This window comes from Dietzia sp. UCD-THP, from assembly GCF_000349585.1.
Lineage (GTDB): Bacteria > Actinomycetota > Actinomycetes > Mycobacteriales > Mycobacteriaceae > Dietzia > Dietzia natronolimnaea_A.
Genome location: NZ_KB714661.1, coordinates 48,209 through 69,749 on the forward strand (window position 1 = coordinate 48,209; position 21,541 = coordinate 69,749).

Consider the following 21,541-nt stretch of genomic DNA (forward strand, 5'->3'; position numbering starts at 1 on the left):
TCGACCTCGGCGGCGGCCCGCAGGTCTGGTACTCGGCACCGGCCGTGCTGTGGCTCTTCGGCCTGGGCTGGGCGATCGCCCGTTGCGCCGCTCCCGCCCGGGCCGACTCGCCAGCCCGCACGGTCTCTCCCTCCCGCGCGCTGTGGCCTCGCCTCGCCTGCTCGGCGGTCGCCCTGCTGTGCGTGCCGGGGTGGTTCGGTGACCCGGGGCGCGAGGTCGTGATCGTGGTCGGACTGCTCGCGCTGATCTGGGTCCCGTCGGTCCGGCTGCCGCGGCCGGTCGTCAGGGTGCTCACCCCGCTCGCCGCGGCCTCGCTGTTCATCTACCTCACCCACTTCCTCGTCTACCCGCCGATCCGCGACGCCGGCCACGTGTGGCTCTCCTTCGCCGCGTCGGTGGTCGTGGGCCTGCTCGTGTGGGCGCTCTGGGAGCGGAGTGCCCGGGCGGTCAGGAGGTCAGCACCGCAGGCCGCCCGAGCGCTGCGGCGCGGGTAGCGTCGGGGGCGAGCACCCGGCCGCCAGCCCGCCCGACCCCGAGAGCCCCAGGAGGAGCGCCGTGCGCATCGCCGCAGCCCAGATCCTGTCCGGACGCGACCCCGCGGACAATCTCCGCCTGGTCCGCGAGTCCGCGGAAGAGGCCGCCACCCGGGGGGCCCGGATCGTGGTGCTGCCCGAGGCCACGATGCGGGCCTTCGGGGCGGGCCGGCTCGACGAGGTCGCGGAGCCCCTCGAGGGCCCCTGGGCGAGCGAGGTCGCCGCGATCGCCCGCGAGTACGGGGTCGTCGTCGTAGTCGGGATGTTCACGCCCGGCCAGGGCGGCCGGGTCCGCAACACACTCCTGGTGACCGGACCGGCCGGGGGCGACGCCGCGGGCGGCCCCGACCGCGACCTCCACCTGGGTTACGACAAGATCCACCTGTTCGACGCGTTCGGGTTCGCCGAGTCCGACACGGTCGAACCCGGCGACAGCACCCGCGTGGTGACCGTCGACGGCGTGGGGATCGGCCTGAGCGTCTGCTACGACATCCGCTTCCCCGGCCAGTACCGGGCACTCGCCGCCGAGGGGGCGCGCGTGACGATCTGCGCCGCGTCGTGGGGACCGGGCCCCGGGAAGGTGGACCAGTGGCGGCTGCTGGCCCGCGCCCGCGCGCTCGACGCCACCACGTTCCTGGTCGCCGTGGGTCAGGCCGACCCCGAGGCGGAGGGAGTGGAAGTCAGGCGCGGCGCCCCGACCGGCGTCGGGCACTCCGTGCTCGTGGGGCCGGACGGGACCGTGCGCGAGGAGGCGGGCCCCGGGGCGGAACTGGTGGTGTTCGAGATCGACGACGACGAGGTGGCCGTCATCCGGGAGAAGATCCCCGTCCTCGCGAACGGCAGGATCACCGAGGAGTCGGCCGCCGAGGAATCGGCCCCCGAGGAGTCGGTCGCGGAGGAGTCGGCCGCGGAGGTCGTGCGGTGACCGGGCCGCGCGACGGCGGTGAGGGTGGCGGCGGCGAGATGGACCCTCCCACCGAGCCGAACGTGCCCGCGGACCCGCCCACCGAACCGACCCGCTCGGTCGATCCGCCGACCGAGAATCTCCCGCCGATCGAGGGCGAGGGCACCGGGACCGCGTGGTCGCAGTACCCCGACGGGTCCGCCGCGGCGGGGGCGACCGGCGCCTACCCGACCAGCGCCTACCCGACCAGTGCTTACCCGACCGGCGCTCACCCGACCGGTGACCTGCCGTCACAACCCCACGTGCCTCCGCCCGGGGATGTCCCGCCCCCGGGCGACGCCGGCAACGGTGGCGACGGCTGGGACGGCGACGGACCCGGCGGCGGTCAGACCCCGTGGATCGTCGTGGCGATCCTGCTCGCGGTGGCACTGGTCGCGGGGTTGATCGTGTGGCTGGTCACGGCGGGGGGCGGCGACCGCGAACCCGTGGCCACACCCACGACCACCACCGAGACCACCACCTCGACGTCCCGCACCACCCCTCGTCCCACCACGCCCACCACGACCGGCCCGCCCGGGGTCGCCGAGCGTTGTTCCCCCGAGTTCGTGGCCGGGGAGCTGGGCGACGGAACAACCGTGCGTGAGTGCGACGGGCGGTTTCTGCTGATCAGTGGCCGGGACGGCGATCTCGAGCTGCTGTCGTGGCGTGAGGACTCCTGGGTGTTCCTGGCGGAGCCGTCGTCCGACGTGTGCCGCGAGCAATTGGAGCAACTGGGTGTACCGGACCGGTTCCGGCGCGTGTTCCAGCCCTGCGCGGCGCCCACGACCAGCCCGACCAGCCCGACCACATCGGCGACCACGCCCAGCCCGACCACCCCGGCGAGCCCGACTCCGCCCATCGCCCCGACCCAAGGCACCGCAACGCCAGCGGGGCCGGGAGGCGGCGGGGTCGGCGAAGGCGCGGCCGCGCGTGATGACGCGGCGGGGGGTAGCACTCCCGCGGACGCCGACGACGGCCGCGCCGTCGGGGATGCAGAGGAGGCCTGACCCGGCCCGCCCGGGAGCGCCCGTCGGGTCAGGGCCGGTCGAAGCTGATGTTCTCCCGTGGGGTGCCGACCGCCACCATCCCGCGGACTGTGGCGCGGAGCATCTCAGGTGACCCGGCCAGCAGCACCTGCCGGTCCGCCCACGACCCCCAGCCGGTCACCACGTCCACCAGTGTCCCGGTCTGTCGGCGGTGCAGGGTGCGGGGCAGTTCCTGCCGCGCGCCGGCCCACCACGGGTCGGTGTCCTCCTCGGAGACCGGCTGAATGGTGAGCCACGGTGCGGTGGCGGCCAGGTCGACGAGGGTGGGCAGGTCGTAGAGGTCGCCCGGATGACGCGCGCCGTAGAACAGGTGCACGCGCGGGTTGGCACCGTGACGCATCATGTCCATCAGCAGGCAGCGCAGCGGGGCGATCCCGGTGCCGCCGGCGATCATCAGCACGTCCCGGACGGGTTCGGTGCGGTCCACCTCGAGCAACCCGCGCGGCCGCGCCAGCACCCACCGGTCGCCCACCCCGACACCCCGGACCAGGGACCCGCTGAGGGCGCCGCCGGGGACGTCGCGGACGTGGAACTCGATCTGGCCCGCCGGATTCGCCGGCATCGCCGGACTGAACCGGCGCCACACGCCCGGGGTGTACGGGGTCAGGACGCTGAGGTGCTGGCCGGGGTGGTAGTCCACCATCACGTCGGAGATCAACCGGACCACCACGACGTCGCGGGTCGGGCGGAGCACCTCCACGACGGTCGCGCCGACCCTCGCCGGCCCGTGCCCGGCCGCCGCGCCCTCCCGGAGCGCGGTCGTCAGCACCCGGTACACCGTGCCCAACGTGGTGGACAGCCGGTCGTCCCAACCGGGGCCCGCCAGGTGGCGGAGAGTGCTGGTGAGGGCCTCGCCGAAGCGCTGGTGGTGGCGGGTGGAGAGTTCGAGTTTGCGGTGGTCGGCGCCGAGGTGGCGGGCGAACTCCACCACCTGGGCGACCTCGGCCTCATCCCCGCGGGCGTTCTCGACTGTCTCGAGCGCCCAGGACATGGCGCGCACGAACTCGCCGAGCACCCCCGAGGCGTCGCGGGGGAACAGTTCGCGGAAATCCGGGTCCGCCTCCCGCAGAGCGCGGGCGAACAGATCGGTGAACCGCGGGTCGGTGACGAGGTCGCGCAGCGCCAGGAGCGGAGGGGTGGCCGTCGACACCGGGACGGGGTCGGGGAGCGGTGCCTCGACCGGGTCGTCGGCGCGGTCGAGGTACGGCGACAGGTCGATGTCCGACACGAGGCGCTCGACGTCCGAGGGTCGGGAGAAGTCGTCCGTGGCTCGGGAGAGGGCGTCGTCGGCGTTCTCCCCTGGGATTCTGACCACCCCCGCGCCTCCTCACTACCTGCCGTCGGCGTCCGCCGGTGCCCCAGGATAGCCGCCGGCGCCGGACCCGACGGTCAGGAGAACACGGGAAGCGGGTTCCCGGGTGCGGGGAGCGGGACCGGGTTGCCGTTCCAGTCCCGCGGGGCCACGCCGATCCTCATGCGCTGGGGGTGGTACCCGACGGGGATCCGGTCCACCTCCTCGCCGGTCTCGAAGGACAGCACGCTGACCGTGTTGCTCTTGGCCCAGGACACGAAGCAGTGTTCCCCGGTGAGGTCGGTCGTCACCCAGTAGGACTTGAGACCGGTCGAGACCAACGGACCGTGCTGCAGGGTCTCCCGGTCGACGACGGTGGCGTAGTCGCTCATCGTGCCCGCGACGCAGATCTGGGTGCCCTGGGGGTTCATGGAGATCCCGTGGTGTCCGGAGTCCAACAGGTGGGCCTCGCGGGGCACGTCGCCGGCGGGGGTGACGGGCAGGTCCACGATTCGCGTGATCGTGTCCGCCTCGATGTCGTACTCGATGAACCCGTGGAAGAACGACACCTGGAATTACATGAAGCGGTAGTCGGGGGAGAAGGTCATCGGACGCACCCCGATGCTCAGCTCGGGTCGGCCGGCCTCGGCGAGCCGGGCGCGCAGGTCGACGCGCCTGATGATCTGCAGCGTCTCGGCGTCGACGAACTGCAGCACCCGCTCGCCCTTGGTGGCGTCGGCCCACGGCTGGTCGAGCGGCGTCCAGACGTTGCCGATGGACTCGTTGACGATCTGGGTGCCGCCCTTGATGTAGGCGTTCTCGTGCGCGTTGTCGCCCGAGGGGAAGCTGCCGATCTCCCGGCCGGTGGCGGTGTCGAGGACGTGGACCAACTTGGCGGTCGACGCACTCACCGCGACCTGCGATCCGTCGGGGCTCACCGCCATGTGGTCGGAACGGAACCCCTGGACGGGGAACCGCCACGCGATCTCGCCCGTCACGATGTCGATCGAGACCACGTCGGCGAAGCTGGGCCGCGACACGATGAGGTTCCGGCCGTCCTTGGTCGAGTACATGTCGTCGACGTATTGGTCGTGGCCCTCGCCGACCATCTGGCGGATGCCGAGGTAGAGGGCGAGGCGGGCCGGGTCGCGGTAGATCTCCGTGAGGCGCTCGTTGCGGTCGGGGATGATGTTGATCCGTGCGATGCGGTGGAAGTCGCCGTCCGGCTGCACGGCGTCCGCGGTGCCCTCCCAGTTGTTGCCCACCCACAGGACGTTCTTCAGACCCGGGGCCGGGTTCACGTAGGGGGAGTCGGCCGTGGCGGCGGAGACGGTCGGCGTGGCGACCACTCCTCCCAGGGCGGTGGCCGCCGCGAGCGCGAGGGCGCCGGCGGCGCGGGCGAGGACGGACGGGCGGTTCACGGCGGCTCCCGAGGGCGACATCTTCTGGACAAGTGTCCGGTTGGTATCGGGGAGTGTACGGAGCGCGGTTCGCGCGGTCAACGGGACACCGGGTCACCGGGTCAACGGGTCGCCAGGTCGGCGGGGTGACGGGCGATGGGGTTCCGCCGAGCCGACGCGGCGGGCCCGGGCGTCTCACCGCCCGAGGGTGATGTCCACGCCGGCGCGCAACTCGTCCTCGGTGTAGGTGAGCTGTCCGCGTCCGGGGATCTCGATGAGGTAGAAGGGCGCCCCCGAGGGGACCTCGCCGAAGTCGAAGGTGAACGTGCAGGAGGAGAGGTCACCTCCCTCGTAGGCGAGCATGGTGCTGCCGAGCAGCGTCGAGACCCCCTGGGACAGCGTGATCCGCGTGCCCTCGCCGATGTCCGAGAGGGTGAGCGGCAGGTCGCACCCCGATCCGTCGCCCGAGACCGGCTCACCGGGAGAGGACATCACGGTGAAACTCCCCTCGACGTCGAACAGCTCGCCCGGTGCGCGCTCGGGGGCCTGCCAGGCCTGGGGCGGCAACGGTCCACGCGGCATACCGGTGGGCCCGCTGCGAGAGCCGGAGCCGGGGCCCGTGAGCGCCAACCCCAGGATGACGACGACGACGAGGGCCGCCACCCCGATGATCACCGCGGCCGCCGTCCTGCCGCTCGTGCGGTCACCGTCGGGACCGTCCCCAGGCCCGTGCGGCGGGTGCTGCCCGGGCGGCCCGTGCGGACCGGGACCGGGATCCTCGTACCCGCGCTCCTCGTTCCCGGGGTTCCCGTGGCCGGCGTGGTGGTGCGGGGCCTGCTCGGCGGGATCCGGCCCCGGGACGGGGGAGGGCAGGGGTCGCGGTGGATCGCCGTAGCGGTAGGTGCCGTCGGACAGTGGTGGGTAGTGCATCGGCATGACGCGCTCCCTTCGTCACCGTTGCTTCTCACACGGACTCTCACACCGGTTCGCCACCTCGGTCCGGCCGAGTCTAGACGCCCGCGAGGTGACGGGTTGATCACAGAGACAACCGGTGGACGGGGTGGTGACTGGGCTTCCGGGCGGGTCGTCGGGGAAACTGGGGGGATGTCAGTCGAGTCATCACGGCCTGCGTCCACTCCGGAACCGGGAGGGACGCCCACCGGCGCCGCAGCCGAGTCCGTTCATCACGACCCCGTCGCGGACGCGGATCTGGACCCGCGGTCGCCCCTTCCCGCCCGACCCGGACCGCTCGGGGTGGTCGGGAACGGACTCCGGGGCGGGTTGATCGGCATGGCCGAGCTCGTCCCCGGGGTCTCGGGCGGCACCGTCGCCCTGGTGACCGGCGTGTATCCGCGGTTGTTGGACTCCGGCGCGCACGTGGTGGACGGGATGAGGTCGGCGGTCCTCGGTCCGGACCGTCGGGAGCGGACGGCGGCGGCCTTCCGCCACGTGGACTGGTGGCTGTTGTTGCCGCTCGCCGTCGGCATGCTCGCGATGGTGTTCACCTTGGCCGGGGTCCTCAAGGGCTTCGTCGAGGGCAGTCCGGAGATCGCCCGCGGACTGTTCCTCGGCATGGTCGCGGCGAGTATCGCGGTGCCCCTCGGGATGGCACGCGCCACCCCGGGTGGACGGAACTGGGTGCTGGGACTGGTTTTCGTCGGTGGTGCGGCCCTGGCGTTCGTGCTGTCCGGACTGCCGAGCGGGACGATCAGCGACCCGTCCTACCTGCTGGTGTTCGTGGCCGCGGCGGTGGCGATCTGCGCGCTGGTCCTGCCCGGGGTGTCGGGCTCGTACCTGCTGCTGGCGATGGGGCTCTACGCTCCGACCCTCGGCGCGGTGGACGACCGGAACTTCGCCTACCTCGGGGTGTTCGCGCTGGGGGCACTGGTCGGGATCTCGCTGTTCGTCAAGGTCCTCGATCGCCTGCTGGAGGACTTCCGCAAGCCCACCCTCATCGCCATGGCCGGCCTGATGCTCGGTTCCCTGCGGGCCCTGTGGCCCTGGCAGAGCGAGGAGGCCGACGTCCTCGCGCCGGGCTCCGACTGGCCGGTCGTCCTGGCCGCGGTGGTCGCCGGCGTCGTGGTGGTGGTGATCGTCCTGGCCGTCGAGCGGGTGTTCGCGGCCAAGGCCGCCACCACCGATCCGGACCCGCGGGTCACGGCGCTAGAGAATCGTGAGTAGGTAGCCCCCCGGCCCGGACGGGCCGGGTCGTCTGCGGCAGCGCCCTTGCTTAATGAGACACGGTGTCTATGATGGACGCCATGTCTCATAGTGATGTGACGGATGCCACGTTCCTCCGGCGATACCGCACCGTGCAGCGACTGTCCTACGACTGCGTCGAGAGCGTGGCGGCGACCCTCGACGAGGGGGTCACCGAACGAGAGGTGGCCGCCCGCCTGCACGAGTGGCTCTCCGACCGGGGCGTGCGGGAGTGGTTCCACACCCCGTTCGCGTGGTTCGGCGACCGGACCGCCTTCCGCGGGTTCGCCACGCCGCTGCACTTCTTCCCGACTCGCCGACGGTTGGAGCAGGGGATGCCCTACATCCTCGACGTCGCGCCGGTGCTGGACCGCGCCGTGGGGGACATCGGTTACGCGCGCGTCCTCGGCGAGAACCCGATCCACGACGAGTTGATGACCGACCTGGCCGCCTATCGGGACCTCATCCCACGTCTCATCACCGAGGGCGCGACGCTGCGCGACGTCTATCTCGAGGTCGACGAGCTCATCCGCCGCCAGGGCTATGACAACCGACACCGGGTCTACCCGGGGCGCGTCATCGCCCATCAGATCGGCGACATCGAGTCGCGCATCCCCCGCTTCATCGCGTTCGGCTTCGGCAGCCGTGCCGCGCGCACACTCGTCGGCGACCTCATGGTCGAGCGTGCCCACAATCGCTCACCGCTGTGGGCGTCCGGGAAGATCTCCGACCATCGCCCGGAGCCCGGACTGTGGGCGGTGGAACCGCACATCGGCTTCCGCGACGTCGGGGTCAAGTTCGAGGAGGCGCTGGTGGTGCGCCCGGACGGGTCGGCCGTGTGGCTCGATGACGAGACCCCGCACGTGCGCAGGTGGCGCCGGCAGGGCCTGGCCTGCGGGCTGGGCCAGGCCCTCGGTACCCCCGAGACCACGCCCAGCTCGGAGGTCGCGGCATGAGCGGGGCCGATACACAGGCCGCCGATTCACAGGCCGCCGATTCACAGGGCGCCGATACACAGCTGCGGACCGTGGCGACCACCGACGGGCTCTCTCTCGCGGTCGCCGTCACCGGCCCGGTCGATGCCCCGACCCTCGTCTGCGTCCACGGTTATCCCGACAACCGCAGCGTCTGGGACGGCATCACCCACGAACTCTCCGACCGCTACCGGGTCGTCAGCTACGACGTCCGCGGCGCCGGGGACTCCGAGGCACCCACCTCCCGCGCCGGCTACTCAAACGACCAGCTCGCCGCGGATCTGGACGCCGTCATCGACTCGGTGTCCCCGGACCGACCGGTGCACCTGCTCGGGCACGACTGGGGGTCGATCCAGACCTGGCACGCCGTCACCGGGAGCGGTGCGGCCTCGCGCGCCGCGAGCTTCACGTCGATCTCGGGTCCGTGCCTCGACCTGGTCGGCCTGTGGATCACCGGTGAGGGTCGCGAGCTCACCGCCCCGATGCTCACGCAGTCCCTGTCCTCCGCCTACATCGGGTGGTTCCACCTCCCGTGGTTGCCCGAGGCTCTCTGGCGCAGCGGTGTGGGGGACGGGCTCGGGCGCCGGATCGCCGCGATCGGTCGAGGCGACTCCGAGGTCCCCCCCGACGACACCGCGAGGTCGGAGCGCGATCTGGTCAACGGCCTCGAGATGTATCGCGCGAACATGCGCCGCCACCTCTTACGCCCCCGCCGGCGACGCACCACGGTGCCGGTGCAGGTCCTCACCCCGATCCGGGACGTGTTCGTCACGCCCGCCCTGCAGGAGTGCGCACGGCTCGGTGCGGACGACGTCCACGTGCGTCCCGTCGTCGGTGGGCACTGGGTGGTGCGTGACCGGCCCGCGGTGGTCGCCGCACTGGTCGACGAGCACATACGGTCTGTCAGCGGATCCGGGGGTCGGAGAACGCGCGGGCCGTCGACGGGCGGCGCGCAGAGCTCGTCGTCATCACCGGCGCGGGAAGCGGGATCGGCCGCGCCACGGCCGTCGAGTACGGATCGCGCGGGGCCACCGTGGTCATCGCCGACCGCGACCTCGACGGCGCCGAGCGTACGGCCCGCCAGGTCGGCCTCGTGGGGGGCACCGGTGTGCCGTACCTGCTCGACGTGACCGATGCCGACGCGTGGCAGGAGTTCGCCGAGGATCTGCGGGAGCGCCACGGCGTCCCGGACGTCGTGATCAACAACGCGGGTATCGGGATGGGCGGTGGTTTCCTCGAGACCACCCCCCAGGACTGGCAGGCGGTGATCGACGTCAACCCGTGGGGTGTCATACACGGCTGCCGGGTCTTCGGCGAGATGATGCGCGACCGCGGGACCGGCGGTCAGCTCGTCAACCTCTCCTCGGCGGCGGCGTTCCTGCCCTCACGCATCCTGCCCGCCTACGGCACCACCAAGGCGGCCGTGCTGGCCCTGAGCGAGTCCCTGCGTGCCGACCTGGCGCGCCACGGGATCGGCGTCACCGTGGTGTGTCCCGGCTTCGTCAACACCGGCATCAGCCGCTCCACCCGCTACGTCGGCATGGACGAGGACTCCCAGGAGAGGACCCGCCGCGCCGCGTCCGGGCAGTACGCCCGGCGCAACTACAGCCCGGAGAAGGTCGCCCGTGCGATCGTGCGCGCCGCCGACGGCAACAGCGCCGTCGTCGCGGTGACCGCCGAGTCCCGGATCGGGATGCGGCTCCACGGACTGGCGCCCGGGGTGCTGCGCGCTCTGGCGCGCGCCGACCTCACCCCGAGCTGAACCCCACCGTCCCCACCGCACGGAACCGGAAAGGAACCCCCATGGCCACCACCACCGGAACGCAGGGCGGGCGTCCTCAGCACGACGAGGAACAACTCGTGCTGGTCGCCCGAGAGGTCGAGTTCGACTGGTCGGATCTGCCGTGGCACTGGATCCCCGGCGATCCGGTCATCACGCACACGTTCAACGTGATGCACCTGTTGCTGCCCGCCGGTGAGGACTGGTTCGTGCGGGTTCTCCAGGAGGCACTGCCGATGATCAGGGACGATCGGGTCCGAGAGGACGTCCTGGGGTTCATCGGCCAGGAGGCCATGCACTCGCAGGCCCACGGTGGCGTGCTCGGTCATTTCGCCGCCGCCGGTGTCGACGTCGCCGCCTACACCAGGCAGGTGGACTGGGCGTTCCGGATCCTGCTCGGAGGCCGGGACCTGCGCGGCCGTCGCGCCGAGAACTGGCTGGTGGAGCGCATCGCACTCATCGCCGCGATCGAGCACTACACGGCCGTCCTCGGTGACTGGGTCCTCGACTCCCCGGCGCTCGACCGGGCGGGGGCCGACCCCACGATGCTCGACCTGCTCCGGTGGCACGGTGCCGAGGAGGTGGAGCACCGCGCGGTGTGCTTCGACCTGCTCACCCACCTGGACAGCTCATACATTCGTAGAGTGCGCGCCTACCTCCTCGTCACCCCCGCGCTGTTCTGGTTGTGGGTCCGGGGCGTCCGATTCCTCATGGCCGTCGACCCCGAGGTCGACCGCAGGGCCCGGTGGCGGGACTGGGCGGCGGCGGCCCGACGCGGCCTGCTGCCCAGCCCCGCCCTGCTGCTCCGCGAGATCGTGCCCTACCTGCGGCGGGGATACCATCCGAACCAGCAGGGATCGGTGGAGCCCGCGATCCGCTATCTGGCCACCTCGCCGGCCGCGCGGGCAGGGCACTGACATGGCGGCCATCCCGAGGGAACTGAAGGCGGACGGTCAGGGGATCCTCGGGTACCGGCTGCTCGGCGCGATCGCGTCGGTGGCGTTCCTGCCCGGGCGGTCCGAGGGGTGGTCGACCGACCGGGTCCGGCAGGTCGACCGGGTGCGCCCGATGCGGGTCGTCGACACGCCGGGCCTCGCCGACGACGTGGTCGGGCTGGTTCTCGAACCGGCGGACGGGACGCCCACCCCGTCCTGGTCGCCGGGGGCACACCTGGACCTGACCCTTCCGTCGGGACTGCGCCGACAGTATTCGCTGTGCGGCACCGACCCACGCAGCCTCATGGTGGCGGTCCGGCGCCTCGGTGCCGCCTCCACGGAGATCCATGAGCGGGTGCGCGAGGGGGACGTGCTGCACACGCAGGGGCCGCGGACGGCGTTCCCGTTCTGCGGCGAGCCGCGGGTGCTGCTCGTCGCCGGTGGGATCGGGATCACGCCGATCGTCACCATGGCGCGCGAGTGCGCGACCCGTGGGCTGGACTGGCACCTGGTCTATGCCGGACGGACCCGTGCGTCGATGCCGTTCCTCGATGAGTTGGTCGCCCTCGCGGGGAGTCGGCTCACGCTCCTCGTCGACGAGGAGCGTGAGCGGTACCCGTCGGTCGGAGAGGTTCTGGGGTGGGCGGACGCGGACACCGCCGTCTACTGCTGCGGCCCCACCCCGCTCCTCGACCTGGTCCGGACGGCACGGGGCCCGGTCCGTGCGCCACTGCACTACGAGCGTTTCGCCCCACCACCGGTGATCTCCGGGCGGGAGTTCGACGTGACCCTGGCGCGCGCGGGACTCACGCTTAAGGTCCCGGCCGACCGCAGTGCGCTCGACGTGGTCCTGGACGCCGTTCCCGACACCCCGTACTCCTGCCGGCAGGGGTTCTGCGGTACCTGCCGCGTGCAGGTGTGCGAAGGCGCCGTCGAGCGACGCGGGCGCGCGGGCGGGCCCGGCCGGCCGGGGGCGCGGGAGATGCTGCTGTGCACGGACCGCGCGGAGGGCGTCGGTCTCACCGTGGACCTGTAGTGGTCGGCCGACCCCGCCCCACTAGGGTGGTGCTCGTGAGTGGGCAGAGGGACGACACGGGGGCGACCACGTCCGGCCGCGGAGCCGACGGCCCCCCCGGGCAGCGTCGACGACTGCCGCCCCGGGATCGGATGCGCCAGATCACCTCAGCGGCGTCCGCCCTGTTCGCCGCGACGATCTCCGAGAAGGTCACCGTCGCGGACATCGTCAACCGGGCGGGTGTGTCCCGGGCGCTGTTCTACCGCCACTACTCGTCGGTGGACGAGGTCTTCCAGTCCGTTGTGGACCTCGTCGCCCAGGATTTCGTCGACCGCCTCCGGCTCGAGACCACCGACGATCAGGACGCCGAACTCGTCCGGGTTCTCCACGACTTCCTCTACACATGTCAGGAGGTGAGGTTGCCCGCCCGTGCGCTCCTCCGGAACTCACGTCTCCCGGGCACGGACGATTCCGTGGTCTCCATGGTCTTCCTGCGGGCTGAGCAGGAGATCTACCGCCGCGTCGGAATCGGCGAACCGACCCGCCTGGCCAGGTTGACCGTCCGCTCCTGGTTGACGTGCATCGAGGTGCAGACGCTCGCCTGGCTCGACGGGGGAGATCAGGACGAGACGATCGACGAACTCGCCTCACGCCTGACGGCCACCCTCAGGGCCCTCATCCGCGTCACCCTGCCGACCGAGGACGAGGGCATGCTGGCACTCACCCGGATACTCGGCTGACCGGCTCCTCCCGCCTCGGTCGTCAGTCGCCCGCCTTCCGGGCGACGTCGAATACCATCTTCTGGACGCCGTTCCCGTAGGCCTCGTGCTCGATGAGGTCCAGGGGTATGGCGTCGACATCGGCCGTACCGAAGAGCCGCTTGCCCGCGCCGAGCAGAAGCGGGAAGACCAGCAGGTGGTAGCGGTCGACCAGGCCCGCCTCGGACAGGGCGTGGCCGAGCGTCGCGCTGCCGTGGACGATGATCGGGCCACCGTCGCTCTCCTTGAGCCCGGCCACCTCCTCGACCGAGCGCAGGATGGACGTCGGCCCCCAGTCGTCGGCGAGATCCTCGTCGGTGAGGGTGGACGACACCACGTACTTGGGCAGCTCGTTGTACCGGGCGAAGTCCTCGGTCATGCTCGGCCAGACCGGCGCGAACGCCTCGTAGCTGCGGCGCCCGAGCAGGAGCGCGGTGGCCTCGTCCTGCTCGCGTCCCTTGATCTCGTAGGCGGCCTCGTCGAAGGGGACGTCCCGGAAGGTCCACCCGGCGTTGCGGTACCCCTCTTCCCCGCCGGGCGCCTCCATGACCCCGTCGAGGGACATGAAGGCGGTGATGATGAGTGTGCGCATGGCGGTCCTTTCAGTGTGGAGTGGTGACGTCCTGTGGGGGTGGCGTGCTCGGGTGGTGATGTGTCCTGGGGGGCATCCGGTCGCGGTTCACCCGGCGGACAGCAGCTCCGTCTCGAGCCGCCGGTAGCCGGCCTCCATCCCGTCGACCATTCCGGTGCCGAGGATGAGGTCGCGGAGCTCGGCGCTGGCGTAGGTGATGACGAGCGTCAACAGCGTCCCGCCCTGGACCGGGGTGAGGGTCTGCTCGTTGTGCGTGGGCGGGCCCTCGACCCCCTCCATCGTCTCGGTGAAGACCTCCCGATGCGGCGGATCGGTCTCGATGAGTTCGCCGACGAGGGCGAACGCCTCGCCCTCGACGCCGTCGTCGGGGGCCCATTCGAAGCGGGTGGTCTCGCCGGGCGCGGAGGCGACCCGGCAGCCGACCAGGGCCCAGCCGTCGGGGCCGTGGAACCACCGGTTGAGCAGCTCCGGGTCGTGGTGTGCCTCCCAGATCTGCCGGGGCGTCCCGCGCAGGACACGGCTGATCCGGACCTGCGTGTCACCCAGGAGCTGTGAGATGGCCGCTCGGTCGGCGGAGAAGGTGCGCAGATCGGCCAGGACGTCGTCGATCTGGGCCATGGCGGAGCGGGTGCCCTCCTCCATGCCCATGCTGATGAGTTGCTCGAGCTGGTCGAGGCTGGCGAAGTAAGTGGTGGTGGTCAGGCGTGCGCCGCCGGCCGTCTCCTCGAAGGAGAACACCGCGCGCATGGTCGGCATCTCCGGATCGGGCGCGCCGCCCGCGTCGGTGAAGCCGTCCAGCACCTCGAACGAGACCCCCTCGACCACGGTCAGGAACTCCCAGTAGCCGCCACTGCGGGTGTCGTCGGGCCCCGTCATGTAGTACTCGGACCGGCCGCCGGGGCAGAAGTCGTGACGGGTGAAGGTGGCAGGCCACTGGGGCGGGCCCCAGAATCTCTCCAGCTGGCGCGGGTCCGCGTACGTGTCCCAGAGTCGACGGACCGTCACCGGGAAGTCGGCGACGATGGTCAGCGTCAACTCCTCGAGGTTCTTGTCCACGGATGTCACTGGCATGGTCGGCCTCTTCTCTCGCGGTGGTGCTCCCGGCGTGCGGTCTGGGTGTGGCGGTGAGGGTCAGGATCGGATTCGGGGTCAGTCCTCGGCGAGTAGGGCGTCGAGTCTGGCGATGCGCGCCCGCCAGAGGCGTTCGAAGCCGTCCAGCAGGCTCTGGGCACGGCGAATCGCCTCGGGATTGCCCCGGATGCGGCGCTCCCGGCCGTGGCGGTCGTCGGTCACGAGCCCGGCCTCCTCGAGGACGTTGACGTGCTTGCGGACCGCCGCGAACGACATGTCGTAGTGATGGGCGAGATCGGAGATGGAGTACTCGTCGGTGAGTGTGCGACGGACGATGTCCCGGCGCGTGGCGTCTGCCAGCGCCCGGAACAACCGATCCACGTCGTCCTCACTGAGATCCACCTCGTGCGTGTGATATGAAACCATTTGGTTTCACATTATGCCTCCGTGGGGATCGCGTCAATGGTGTGGCCTACGTCGCCCGCCCCGATGTCGTGGGTCGGCCCTACCCTGGGTGCGTGCGGTCGAGCGTGAGGGTCCCCGAGTCCGAGGTCGAGCGGTTCGTGGGGTCCGCGGCGCTGGCTCGGTCGCGGCCGTACGTCAACGCGGACGCCATCGGCGACGTGGGATACAACCCCGGTTCGCGGACCCTGTCGGCCCTGGTCGCGGGAAGTGGCGGGCGTCGGTACCGGACCGAGGTCGCTTTGGGGAAGCCCGATCAGGACGGCTGGTCCCGTCCGAAGCTCAGCACCTGCACCTGCCCGGTGGCTATGCGGTGTAAGCACGCCGCGGCGCTCATGCTGTTCGTCGGGGCGGGCGGTGGCGACCACGGCGCCCGGGACGGTGGCGTGGCGGGCGTCAGCGACCCGGTGCCCGAGTGGCGGCAGCGGGTCGAGGAGATGATGCACGAGATGGTGGTGCAGTCCCCGCCGCGCGAGTCGGAGGTCTACGGCCTGCAGCTGTCGGTGGTGGCGGACGAGACCGTGGACGACGGCTGGACCGGCGGGCTGCGGCCCGGTCTGGGCAACCGGCTCCGCGCCCGCATCGTCGTGCCGGGCCGGGGCGGCCGGTGGAAATCGGCGGGCGTCGAATGGGATCGGCTGCGCTACGGGTGGACAGCGGATATGAGCGCCGCCCAGACCAGCTGGTTCCGCGCCGTGGACGCCTTGGCTCGTAGTCGTCGTCAGGCCCGGGTCTGGTTGGACCTGTGCGACGCCGAGGTGCCCGCGCTGTGGCCGCTCATCGCCACCGCTGCCGAGGCGGAGGTGGAGATCGTCCCCGGCGACGGACTGCACGACGTCCGGCCCGGGCCCCGCCGGCGCGTGGGGCTCACGGCCTGGTCACCCGACGGCCGGGAGGTGGTGGTCACCGCCGCGGCGGAGATACGGCCCGCCGACGACGACCCGATGATGCCCGACGACGACCCGGTGACGGCCGACGGCGACCGGACGACGCCCGACGGCGAGGCGATCAATCGACCCCTGCCCGGCGCACTCGTAGGTGACCGCGGTGACCTCGTCGCGGTGGTCCGCGACAGGGTGCTGGAGCTGTGCCCCGTCGGGCGGCTCGACCACGGGGTGGCCCGCGATCTGCGGCGATGGCGCGAGCTGGCCATCCCGGATCAATCCGTGGCCGAGTTCTGCGGCGACTTCCTCCCCGGTCTGGCCGATGCGTTCCCTGTCGTCGACCGCGCCGGTCGCCTGGAGTTGCCCGAGCTCGACCGAGTCGAGTTCGACTTCGTCATCCGCCGCTACACCGGACCCGGTTCCGCGGACGGGCCGGACCTCCTCGCGGAGTGGTCCCGGCTCGAGGTGTTGCGGATGAGCGACGGCACGGAGACGACGCGACGTCGTCCGCTGACTCCCGTGGACCTGGGGGACGCGGGGCCGGCCCTGGCGGACCGCGAGTCGCTGGATCTCGCGGGGAGAGCCGAGGACGCCGGGTGGGGATGGGTCGTCGCTCCCGGACGCCTGCGGATCGCCGGGCACGACGCGGCGGTGCTGCTGGCGGACGGGGTGGTGGCCCTACGCGCCCTCGACGGCGTGCGGGTGACCGTGCGCGAGGGGGTCCCGGAGATCCGCCGGGCCGCCGAGGGGCCGCGGATCCGGGTGGCTGCCGAGGACGACCGGTCCGGGATCGACTGGCTGGGGCTGTCGGTGGGCGTGACCGTCGAGGGGCGACCGGTGCCGTTCGCCACGGTGTTCCGGGCGGTGGTGAGCGGGCAACCGGAGTTCGTCACCGACGATGGCGTGTTGGTCCCGGTCGACCTCGAGCGCTTCGGGGAACTGCGCACGCTGCTCGACGAGGCGCTCGCGGCGTCCTCCGCCCGTGCCGGCGGGGCCGACGGGGCGGGTGACATCCGGATCGGGCTCGGCCAGGCCGGGCTCTGGTCGGACCTGGCCGAGCTGGCCGACGACCTCGCGCCGCCCACGGGCCGGGCGCAGGCACTGCTCGAGCTCGCCTCGGACAGTCCCCAGCCGGTTCCGGTTCCCGCCGAGCTGAAGGCCGAGCTCAGGCCGTATCAGCAACAGGGACTGGACTGGCTGGCCATGCTGTGGCGGCACCGGATCGGCGGGATCCTGGCCGACGACATGGGGCTCGGCAAGACGGTCCAGGCGCTCGCGCTGATCGCCCACGCGCACGAGGGCCACAAGGACCGCCCCGCCACCGGCGCCGGGACGGTCGCCGAGACGGTCGCCGGCTCCCCGGGGCCGTTCCTCGTGGTGGCACCCTCGTCCGTAGTGCCCAACTGGGAGGCCGAGGCCCGCAGGTTCGTGCCCTCGCTGCGCGTGGCCCGACGCTCCGCCACCGAAAACAAGTCGCCCACCACCGTGGCCGAGGACGCGGCCGCGCATGACATCGTCGTGACTTCTGCAACGGTCCTGCGGCTCGATGCCGAGGCGTACGCGGGGATCGAGTGGGCCGGGGTGATCCTGGACGAGGCCCAGCAGGCCAAGAACCCCTCGTCCAAGCTGTTCGCCGCGCTCGCGGGGTTGCGCGCGGACTTCCTGCTGGCCGTCACCGGCACCCCCATGGAGAACAACCTCACCGAGCTGTGGGCGATCGCGGCCCTGTCCTGCCGCGGAGTCCTGCCCGACGCCGCGGAGTTCCGCGCGCTGTTCAGGACCCCCATCGAGAAGGACGGGGACGCGGAGGCACTGCGTCGCCTGCGCCGCCGACTGCGGCCGTTCCTCCTGCGGCGCCGCAAGGAGCTGGTGGCCGGCGAGTTGCCACCCCGCACCGACGCGGTGCTGGAGGTCGAGCTCACGGCAGCGCACCGGAGGGTCTACGAACGCGAGCTCGCCCGGCAGCGGGCCTCGCTGCTGGCGCTGCTCGACGACTTCGACTCCAACCGCATCAGCATCCTCGCCGGGCTGACCGTCCTGCGTCGCCTGTGCCTGGACCCCTCGTTGGTGGACCCGGAACACTCCTCAATCCCCTCCGCCAAGACCGACGAGCTCGTCGCATCGCTGCGCGAGATCGTGGCCGAGGGGCACCGGGCATTGGTGTTCAGCCAGTTCACCAGCTACCTCGACACGGTGGTCGACAGGCTGCAGGCCGAGGGGATCACCGTCGCTCACCTCGACGGCAGCACCACCGACCGGGCCGGTGCCGTCGGCGAGTTCACCGAGGGCGGCGCGCAGGTGTTCTGCCTGAGCCTCAAGGCCGGGGGAGTGGGCCTGAACCTCGTGGGCGCCGACTACGTCTTCCTGCTGGACCCGTGGTGGAACCCGGCCACCGAGGCGCAGGCCGTGGACCGGGCCCACCGCATCGGTCAGACCCGGCCCGTGCTGGTGTACCGGATGGTCGCCCGCGACACCATCGAGGAACGGGTCGTCGAGCTCCAGCGCCGCAAGGCCGAGCTCTTCGCCTCCGTGCTGGACAGCGGAGAGCACTTCTCGGCCGCGCTCACCGCCGAGGACCTGCGGGGGTTGATCGAATAGCTGCGCGGGCGATCACCGCACCGCCGGCATCGCCAACCCCGCGGCCACCGCGGCCCCGAACAGCGCCGTGTCCCGCGAGGGCGAGAACACGACCCGCGGCGCCGGGATGGTGTGCGGCAACGTGTGCAGCTGCTCGGCCACCGGCCCGTGCAGCGCCTCGCCCAGCCCCACCACGATCCCGCCGGTGAGCAGGACCGTGCGCGGCCGGAACAACTGGACGGCGTCCACCACGAAGGAGCCCACCCGGTGGGCGTAGATCTCGGCGGCACCGTCGCCGTGTTCCCGCTCGAGGTCGTAGAGCCCGTGCCCGCCCAGACCCCACCACGCCTCGGTGGTGCCGCCGTCCACGACCAGCCGCCAGTGCCCGAGGTCCCACCCGGTGGGCCCGCACGGGTGGATGAGCGCACCGTGGCGGTTGAGCGCCCCGAACGACAGGGTGGTGCCCAGGGAGATGGCGATGCCGCCGAACTCGACATCCGGCAGCTGGGTCAGGGCCAGGGCGTGGGCATCGCCGTGGCCGATCACGGACACCGGGGCGTCCAGGAGGGCGACCAACTGGGAGCGCATCGGCCCCTCGGCCCAGGCGGCGGCGCGGGAGGCCTCGATGACCCCACGGTCGGCGTCGACGTGCCCGCTGACCGACACGCCGACGCCGCTGGGGAGGGGATCGACGGCCCGGATCACCGCGGCCAGATCCTCGGCGGTGGCCACCTCGGCCCCGTGGACTCCCACCACGCGGCCGTCGACCACGGCACCGATCCGCGTCCCGCTGCCGCCGATGTCGACGACGACGCCGTTCCTCATCAGATCGCCTCCCGTTCCACACCGACCATTGTCACTAATAGTTCGTAGCGGGCGGGCTATTGGGTGTGGTGGGGTGCTACCCGGTATCGGTGCTACCCCGTATCGATGTTGCGGATCGGGTCGCTCGCCTGGCCCACGGTTCCGCAGTAGAGCTTGGCCGACTCCTGGTTCAGCGTCACCTCCATGCCGGCGGGGTCGGACTGCCCCTTCTCGTCGAGGAAGGTGGTGATCACCTCGCGCTGGTCCTCGGGCGGCATCTCCATGTAGTCGCCGCAGGTGGTGTCACCGCCCTGGTTGGGGTCCATCGCGTTGCAGCCGGTCAGGGTCGCCAGCACGAGGGCGGCGGTGGCGACCGGGACGGCCAGCGTCGCGGATCGGGTGCGGGTGAGCATGGGGACCTCCGGGGGGATGACGACGACGAGGTGAGCGGTCGATGAGGTGAGCGTAGGCGCGCGGGGTGACGGACATCACCATTCGACCGGGATTCGGCGGAGTGCATCGGGGGCTCTAGTAGATATGACAACATCTTTTGAGGTCCCGACCGCCCTGGCCCTGGACTCCGCTGCGCAGGACCTGCTCTTCCGGGAGGCCCGTTCCGCCAACGCGTTCACCGACCAGCCCGTGACCGACGAGCAGCTCCGCGCGATCTATGACCTGGTCAAGTGGGCCCCGACGTCGATGAACAACCAGCCGCTGAGGATCGTGGTGGTGCGGTCCGAGGAGGCCAAGGCCCGACTGTTGCCGCACCTGGCCGAGGGCAACCGGGCCAAGACCGCCGCCGCGCCGGCCGTCGCGCTGCTCGCCGCCGATGTGGACTTCCACGACGAACTACCCCGGCTCTTCCCCCACTTCCCCGGCGCCCGCGACCTGTTCGCGGACGAGGCCGCGCGGGCCGGTGTGGCCGAGCTCAACGCGAGCCTGCAGGTCGGCTACACCATCCTGGGCATCCGCGCAGCGGGTCTCGCCGCCGGCCCGATGACCGGGTTCGACGCCGAGGGGATCGCCGCGGAGTTCTTCCCCGACGGGCGCCACCGCGTCCTCGTGGCGATCAACATCGGCACGCCGGCGGAGAACGCCTGGTTCGACCGGCTGCCGCGACTCGACTACGACGAGGTCGTCACGACCCTCTAAGGGGGGTCGTCACCCGCAACCGGCGGGCCCCGGGCAGCCCGCGCGTCACAGGCACAGCCCGCGCGTCACAGGCAGCCGACGAGTCGTAGCGCGAACTGGTCGCCGTAGCCCAGGATCGTCGGAGGGTGCGGGCCCGGCCGTTCCGCCATGACCTCGGGCCCGTGCGCCACGGCGTGGTCGACGCCCACGGCGTGCATGAGTTCGTGAAGCGTCAGGCTGCGGGTCCAGGCGTCCCCGGGGACGGGGCTGATCTGATCCGGCCGCAGGGTCACCGAGCCCTGGAGGACCAACCCTCGCGGCCACACCGTGACGCCGCCCAGCCCCGCGATCTCGGGGTCGGTGTGGAACATGGGGTGGTCGCCGTACGTCACGGAGATGGCGCCGTCGCCTTCGCGCTCTCCCTCGGCACCGGGCCCCGCGTACCTGAGGGGGAGGCCGCTGGCGAAGGCGAGGGTCTCGACCGCCCACGCGAGGTCGGGCTCGCTGCCCGGGGGCGCGTCGTAGGAGCGCACGGGGATCTCGTGTTCGCACGGCCAATGTGCGAGGTACCCGTCCTCGGTGGCCTCGACCGCGTAGTCGACCCCCGCGATCAGCCCGGCAGGGGGCTGGATGTCCGCGGCGCGGCGAGGCGACCACTCGCCCCGGAGCGGGACGGCCGTGCCCGGGACCGTGGAGTTGGCGGCATCCGCGTGGGCCGGCCTGAACAGGCCGCCGTCCCCGCCTGACACGCGGGCTGCGCCCTCGCCGAAGGAGGCGACGGTGCCGCGGTGCTCTTCGGGGACCATCGCCAGGAGGGCCGGCGAGGATCCGACGACCGCCAGCGCCAGGACGAGCGGTACGACGATCGCCAGCAGGTAGGCGGAGAAGCTGACGGCAGGATGAACAGATCGCTGTCTGTTCACGGCGCGGGGTGGGGTGAGGGGGTCAACGGGGGCCTGTCCTGGGTCGATGCGAGGGGGGGCCTCGCGGTACCCGTAAGAACATACTCACGTGGTGGCGGCGTTCACACCGGAATCAGCTACTTGAGCGGAATAGACTCAACTGTTCGGCAGTTGTACGGACTGTCCGGTCCCGCAGTAGGCCGGTATTGATCCGAGTACGCTCAAGAACACGTCGAAGAAGGGA

Annotated in this window: 20 protein-coding genes and 2 pseudogenes; 12 read left to right on the forward strand and 10 right to left on the reverse strand. The window is 71.8% G+C overall.

The window, feature by feature from the left end; translation table 11 throughout:
- The 3 genes and pseudogenes from H483_RS39745 to H483_RS36870 form a co-directional block, all read left to right on the forward strand.
- A pseudogene (locus H483_RS39745) lies at positions 1–494 on the forward strand (hypothetical protein); the annotation flags it as partial.
- A gap of 61 nt (positions 495–555) precedes the next feature.
- Positions 556–1,458, forward strand: coding sequence for a carbon-nitrogen hydrolase family protein (locus H483_RS36865; protein WP_017838422.1), 903 nt, complete (start codon positions 556–558; stop codon positions 1,456–1,458).
- The gene (locus H483_RS36870) at positions 1,455–2,483 is read left to right on the forward strand and encodes a hypothetical protein (protein WP_017838423.1); all 1,029 of its coding nucleotides are present in this window, start codon (positions 1,455–1,457) and stop codon (positions 2,481–2,483) included. The genes H483_RS36865 and H483_RS36870 overlap by 4 nt, the downstream gene beginning before the upstream one ends.
- A 28-nt stretch (positions 2,484–2,511) precedes the next feature.
- On the opposite strand, the gene H483_RS36875 is transcribed toward H483_RS36870, so the two are convergent.
- The 4 genes from H483_RS36875 to H483_RS36885 all read right to left on the reverse strand — a co-directional run bounded on the left by H483_RS36875 (position 2,512) and on the right by H483_RS36885 (position 6,149).
- A complete protein-coding gene (locus H483_RS36875; protein ID WP_017838424.1) occupies positions 2,512–3,837 on the reverse strand; it encodes an FAD-binding oxidoreductase in 1,326 nt (441 codons plus the stop codon).
- A gap of 74 nt (positions 3,838–3,911) precedes the next feature.
- Positions 3,912–4,382 (reverse strand): YncE family protein, encoded by a 471-nt coding sequence (locus H483_RS40250; RefSeq protein WP_017838425.1) that lies wholly within the window; start codon positions 4,380–4,382, stop codon positions 3,912–3,914.
- Between the two features lie 6 nt (positions 4,383–4,388).
- Positions 4,389–5,234 (reverse strand): YncE family protein, encoded by an 846-nt coding sequence (locus H483_RS40255; protein WP_238556408.1) that lies wholly within the window; start codon positions 5,232–5,234, stop codon positions 4,389–4,391.
- Positions 5,235–5,408: 174 nt separating this feature from the next.
- A complete protein-coding gene (locus H483_RS36885) occupies positions 5,409–6,149 on the reverse strand; it encodes a hypothetical protein (RefSeq protein ID WP_031265317.1) in 741 nt (246 codons plus the stop codon).
- A 168-nt stretch (positions 6,150–6,317) separates the two neighbouring features.
- Between H483_RS36885 and H483_RS36890 the strand changes: the two genes are divergently transcribed.
- From H483_RS36890 to H483_RS36920, 7 genes and pseudogenes are all read left to right on the forward strand, one after another.
- A complete protein-coding gene (locus tag H483_RS36890; RefSeq protein ID WP_042330300.1) occupies positions 6,318–7,394 on the forward strand; it encodes a DUF368 domain-containing protein in 1,077 nt (358 codons plus the stop codon).
- Positions 7,395–7,474: 80 nt separating this feature from the next.
- A complete protein-coding gene (locus tag H483_RS36895) occupies positions 7,475–8,368 on the forward strand; it encodes a M24 family metallopeptidase (RefSeq protein WP_031265320.1) in 894 nt (297 codons plus the stop codon).
- Positions 8,365–9,204, forward strand: a pseudogene (locus H483_RS40260) (alpha/beta fold hydrolase); the annotation flags it as partial. The gene H483_RS36895 and the pseudogene H483_RS40260, both read left to right, overlap by 4 nt.
- Before the next feature lie 170 nt (positions 9,205–9,374).
- Positions 9,375–10,148 (forward strand): SDR family NAD(P)-dependent oxidoreductase, encoded by a 774-nt coding sequence (locus H483_RS40265; protein WP_238556412.1) that lies wholly within the window; start codon positions 9,375–9,377, stop codon positions 10,146–10,148.
- 41 nt (positions 10,149–10,189) lie between these two features.
- On the forward strand, positions 10,190–11,083 hold the full coding sequence (locus H483_RS36910; RefSeq protein WP_017838429.1) for a metal-dependent hydrolase: 894 nt from the start codon (positions 10,190–10,192) through the stop codon (positions 11,081–11,083).
- A 1-nt stretch (position 11,084) separates the two neighbouring features.
- Positions 11,085–12,137, forward strand: coding sequence for a PDR/VanB family oxidoreductase (locus tag H483_RS36915; protein WP_017838430.1), 1,053 nt, complete (start codon positions 11,085–11,087; stop codon positions 12,135–12,137).
- Between the two features lie 35 nt (positions 12,138–12,172).
- Positions 12,173–12,856, forward strand: a complete 684-nt coding sequence (locus H483_RS36920; protein WP_152428084.1) for a TetR/AcrR family transcriptional regulator — start codon at positions 12,173–12,175, stop codon at positions 12,854–12,856.
- Positions 12,857–12,878: 22 nt separating this feature from the next.
- Here H483_RS36920 and H483_RS36925 read toward each other — a convergent pair whose 3' ends face one another.
- The 3 genes from H483_RS36925 to H483_RS36935 all read right to left on the reverse strand — a co-directional run bounded on the left by H483_RS36925 (position 12,879) and on the right by H483_RS36935 (position 14,963).
- Entirely contained in the window at positions 12,879–13,466 is a 588-nt protein-coding gene (locus H483_RS36925; RefSeq protein WP_017838432.1) for a dihydrofolate reductase family protein, read from the reverse strand.
- 87 nt (positions 13,467–13,553) lie between these two features.
- A complete protein-coding gene (locus H483_RS36930; RefSeq protein WP_031265324.1) occupies positions 13,554–14,537 on the reverse strand; it encodes an SRPBCC family protein in 984 nt (327 codons plus the stop codon).
- A 78-nt stretch (positions 14,538–14,615) separates the two neighbouring features.
- On the reverse strand, positions 14,616–14,963 hold the full coding sequence (locus tag H483_RS36935; RefSeq protein WP_017838434.1) for a helix-turn-helix transcriptional regulator: 348 nt from the start codon (positions 14,961–14,963) through the stop codon (positions 14,616–14,618).
- Between the two features lie 92 nt (positions 14,964–15,055).
- Here H483_RS36935 and H483_RS36940 point away from each other — a divergent pair, with 92 nt between their 5' ends.
- A complete protein-coding gene (locus H483_RS36940; RefSeq protein ID WP_238556410.1) occupies positions 15,056–18,481 on the forward strand; it encodes a DEAD/DEAH box helicase in 3,426 nt (1,141 codons plus the stop codon).
- A 12-nt stretch (positions 18,482–18,493) separates the two neighbouring features.
- Here H483_RS36940 and H483_RS36945 read toward each other — a convergent pair whose 3' ends face one another.
- Entirely contained in the window at positions 18,494–19,285 is a 792-nt protein-coding gene (locus tag H483_RS36945; protein ID WP_017838436.1) for an ROK family protein, read from the reverse strand.
- Positions 19,286–19,377: 92 nt separating this feature from the next.
- On the reverse strand, positions 19,378–19,677 hold the full coding sequence (locus H483_RS36950; protein WP_017838437.1) for a hypothetical protein: 300 nt from the start codon (positions 19,675–19,677) through the stop codon (positions 19,378–19,380).
- Between the two features lie 124 nt (positions 19,678–19,801).
- Here H483_RS36950 and H483_RS36955 point away from each other — a divergent pair, with 124 nt between their 5' ends.
- Entirely contained in the window at positions 19,802–20,416 is a 615-nt protein-coding gene (locus H483_RS36955) for a malonic semialdehyde reductase (protein ID WP_017838438.1), read from the forward strand.
- A gap of 65 nt (positions 20,417–20,481) precedes the next feature.
- Here H483_RS36955 and H483_RS36960 read toward each other — a convergent pair whose 3' ends face one another.
- Complete coding sequence (locus H483_RS36960; protein ID WP_017838439.1) at positions 20,482–21,318, reverse strand: hypothetical protein; 837 nt, start codon at positions 21,316–21,318, stop codon at positions 20,482–20,484.
- Positions 21,319–21,541: the final 223 nt, after the last annotated feature.

What these genes read in the sequence shown, in the direction of transcription:
- H483_RS36885 (WP_031265317.1), bottom strand. Translation starts at nt 6,149, where the DNA reads ATGCCGATGCACTACCCACCACTGTCCGACGGCACCTACCGCTACGGC.
- H483_RS36890 (WP_042330300.1), top strand. Translation starts at nt 6,318, where the DNA reads ATGTCAGTCGAGTCATCACGGCCTGCGTCCACTCCGGAACCGGGAGGG.
- H483_RS36895 (WP_031265320.1), top strand. Translation starts at nt 7,475, where the DNA reads ATGTCTCATAGTGATGTGACGGATGCCACGTTCCTCCGGCGATACCGC.
- H483_RS36910 (WP_017838429.1), top strand. Translation starts at nt 10,190, where the DNA reads ATGGCCACCACCACCGGAACGCAGGGCGGGCGTCCTCAGCACGACGAG.
- H483_RS36915 (WP_017838430.1), top strand. Translation starts at nt 11,085, where the DNA reads ATGGCGGCCATCCCGAGGGAACTGAAGGCGGACGGTCAGGGGATCCTC.
- H483_RS36925 (WP_017838432.1), bottom strand. Translation starts at nt 13,466, where the DNA reads ATGCGCACACTCATCATCACCGCCTTCATGTCCCTCGACGGGGTCATG.
- H483_RS36930 (WP_031265324.1), bottom strand. Translation starts at nt 14,537, where the DNA reads ATGCCAGTGACATCCGTGGACAAGAACCTCGAGGAGTTGACGCTGACC.
- H483_RS36935 (WP_017838434.1), bottom strand. Translation starts at nt 14,963, where the DNA reads ATGGTTTCATATCACACGCACGAGGTGGATCTCAGTGAGGACGACGTG.
- H483_RS36945 (WP_017838436.1), bottom strand. Translation starts at nt 19,285, where the DNA reads ATGAGGAACGGCGTCGTCGTCGACATCGGCGGCAGCGGGACGCGGATC.
- H483_RS36950 (WP_017838437.1), bottom strand. Translation starts at nt 19,677, where the DNA reads ATGCTCACCCGCACCCGATCCGCGACGCTGGCCGTCCCGGTCGCCACC.
- H483_RS36955 (WP_017838438.1), top strand. Translation starts at nt 19,802, where the DNA reads ATGACAACATCTTTTGAGGTCCCGACCGCCCTGGCCCTGGACTCCGCT.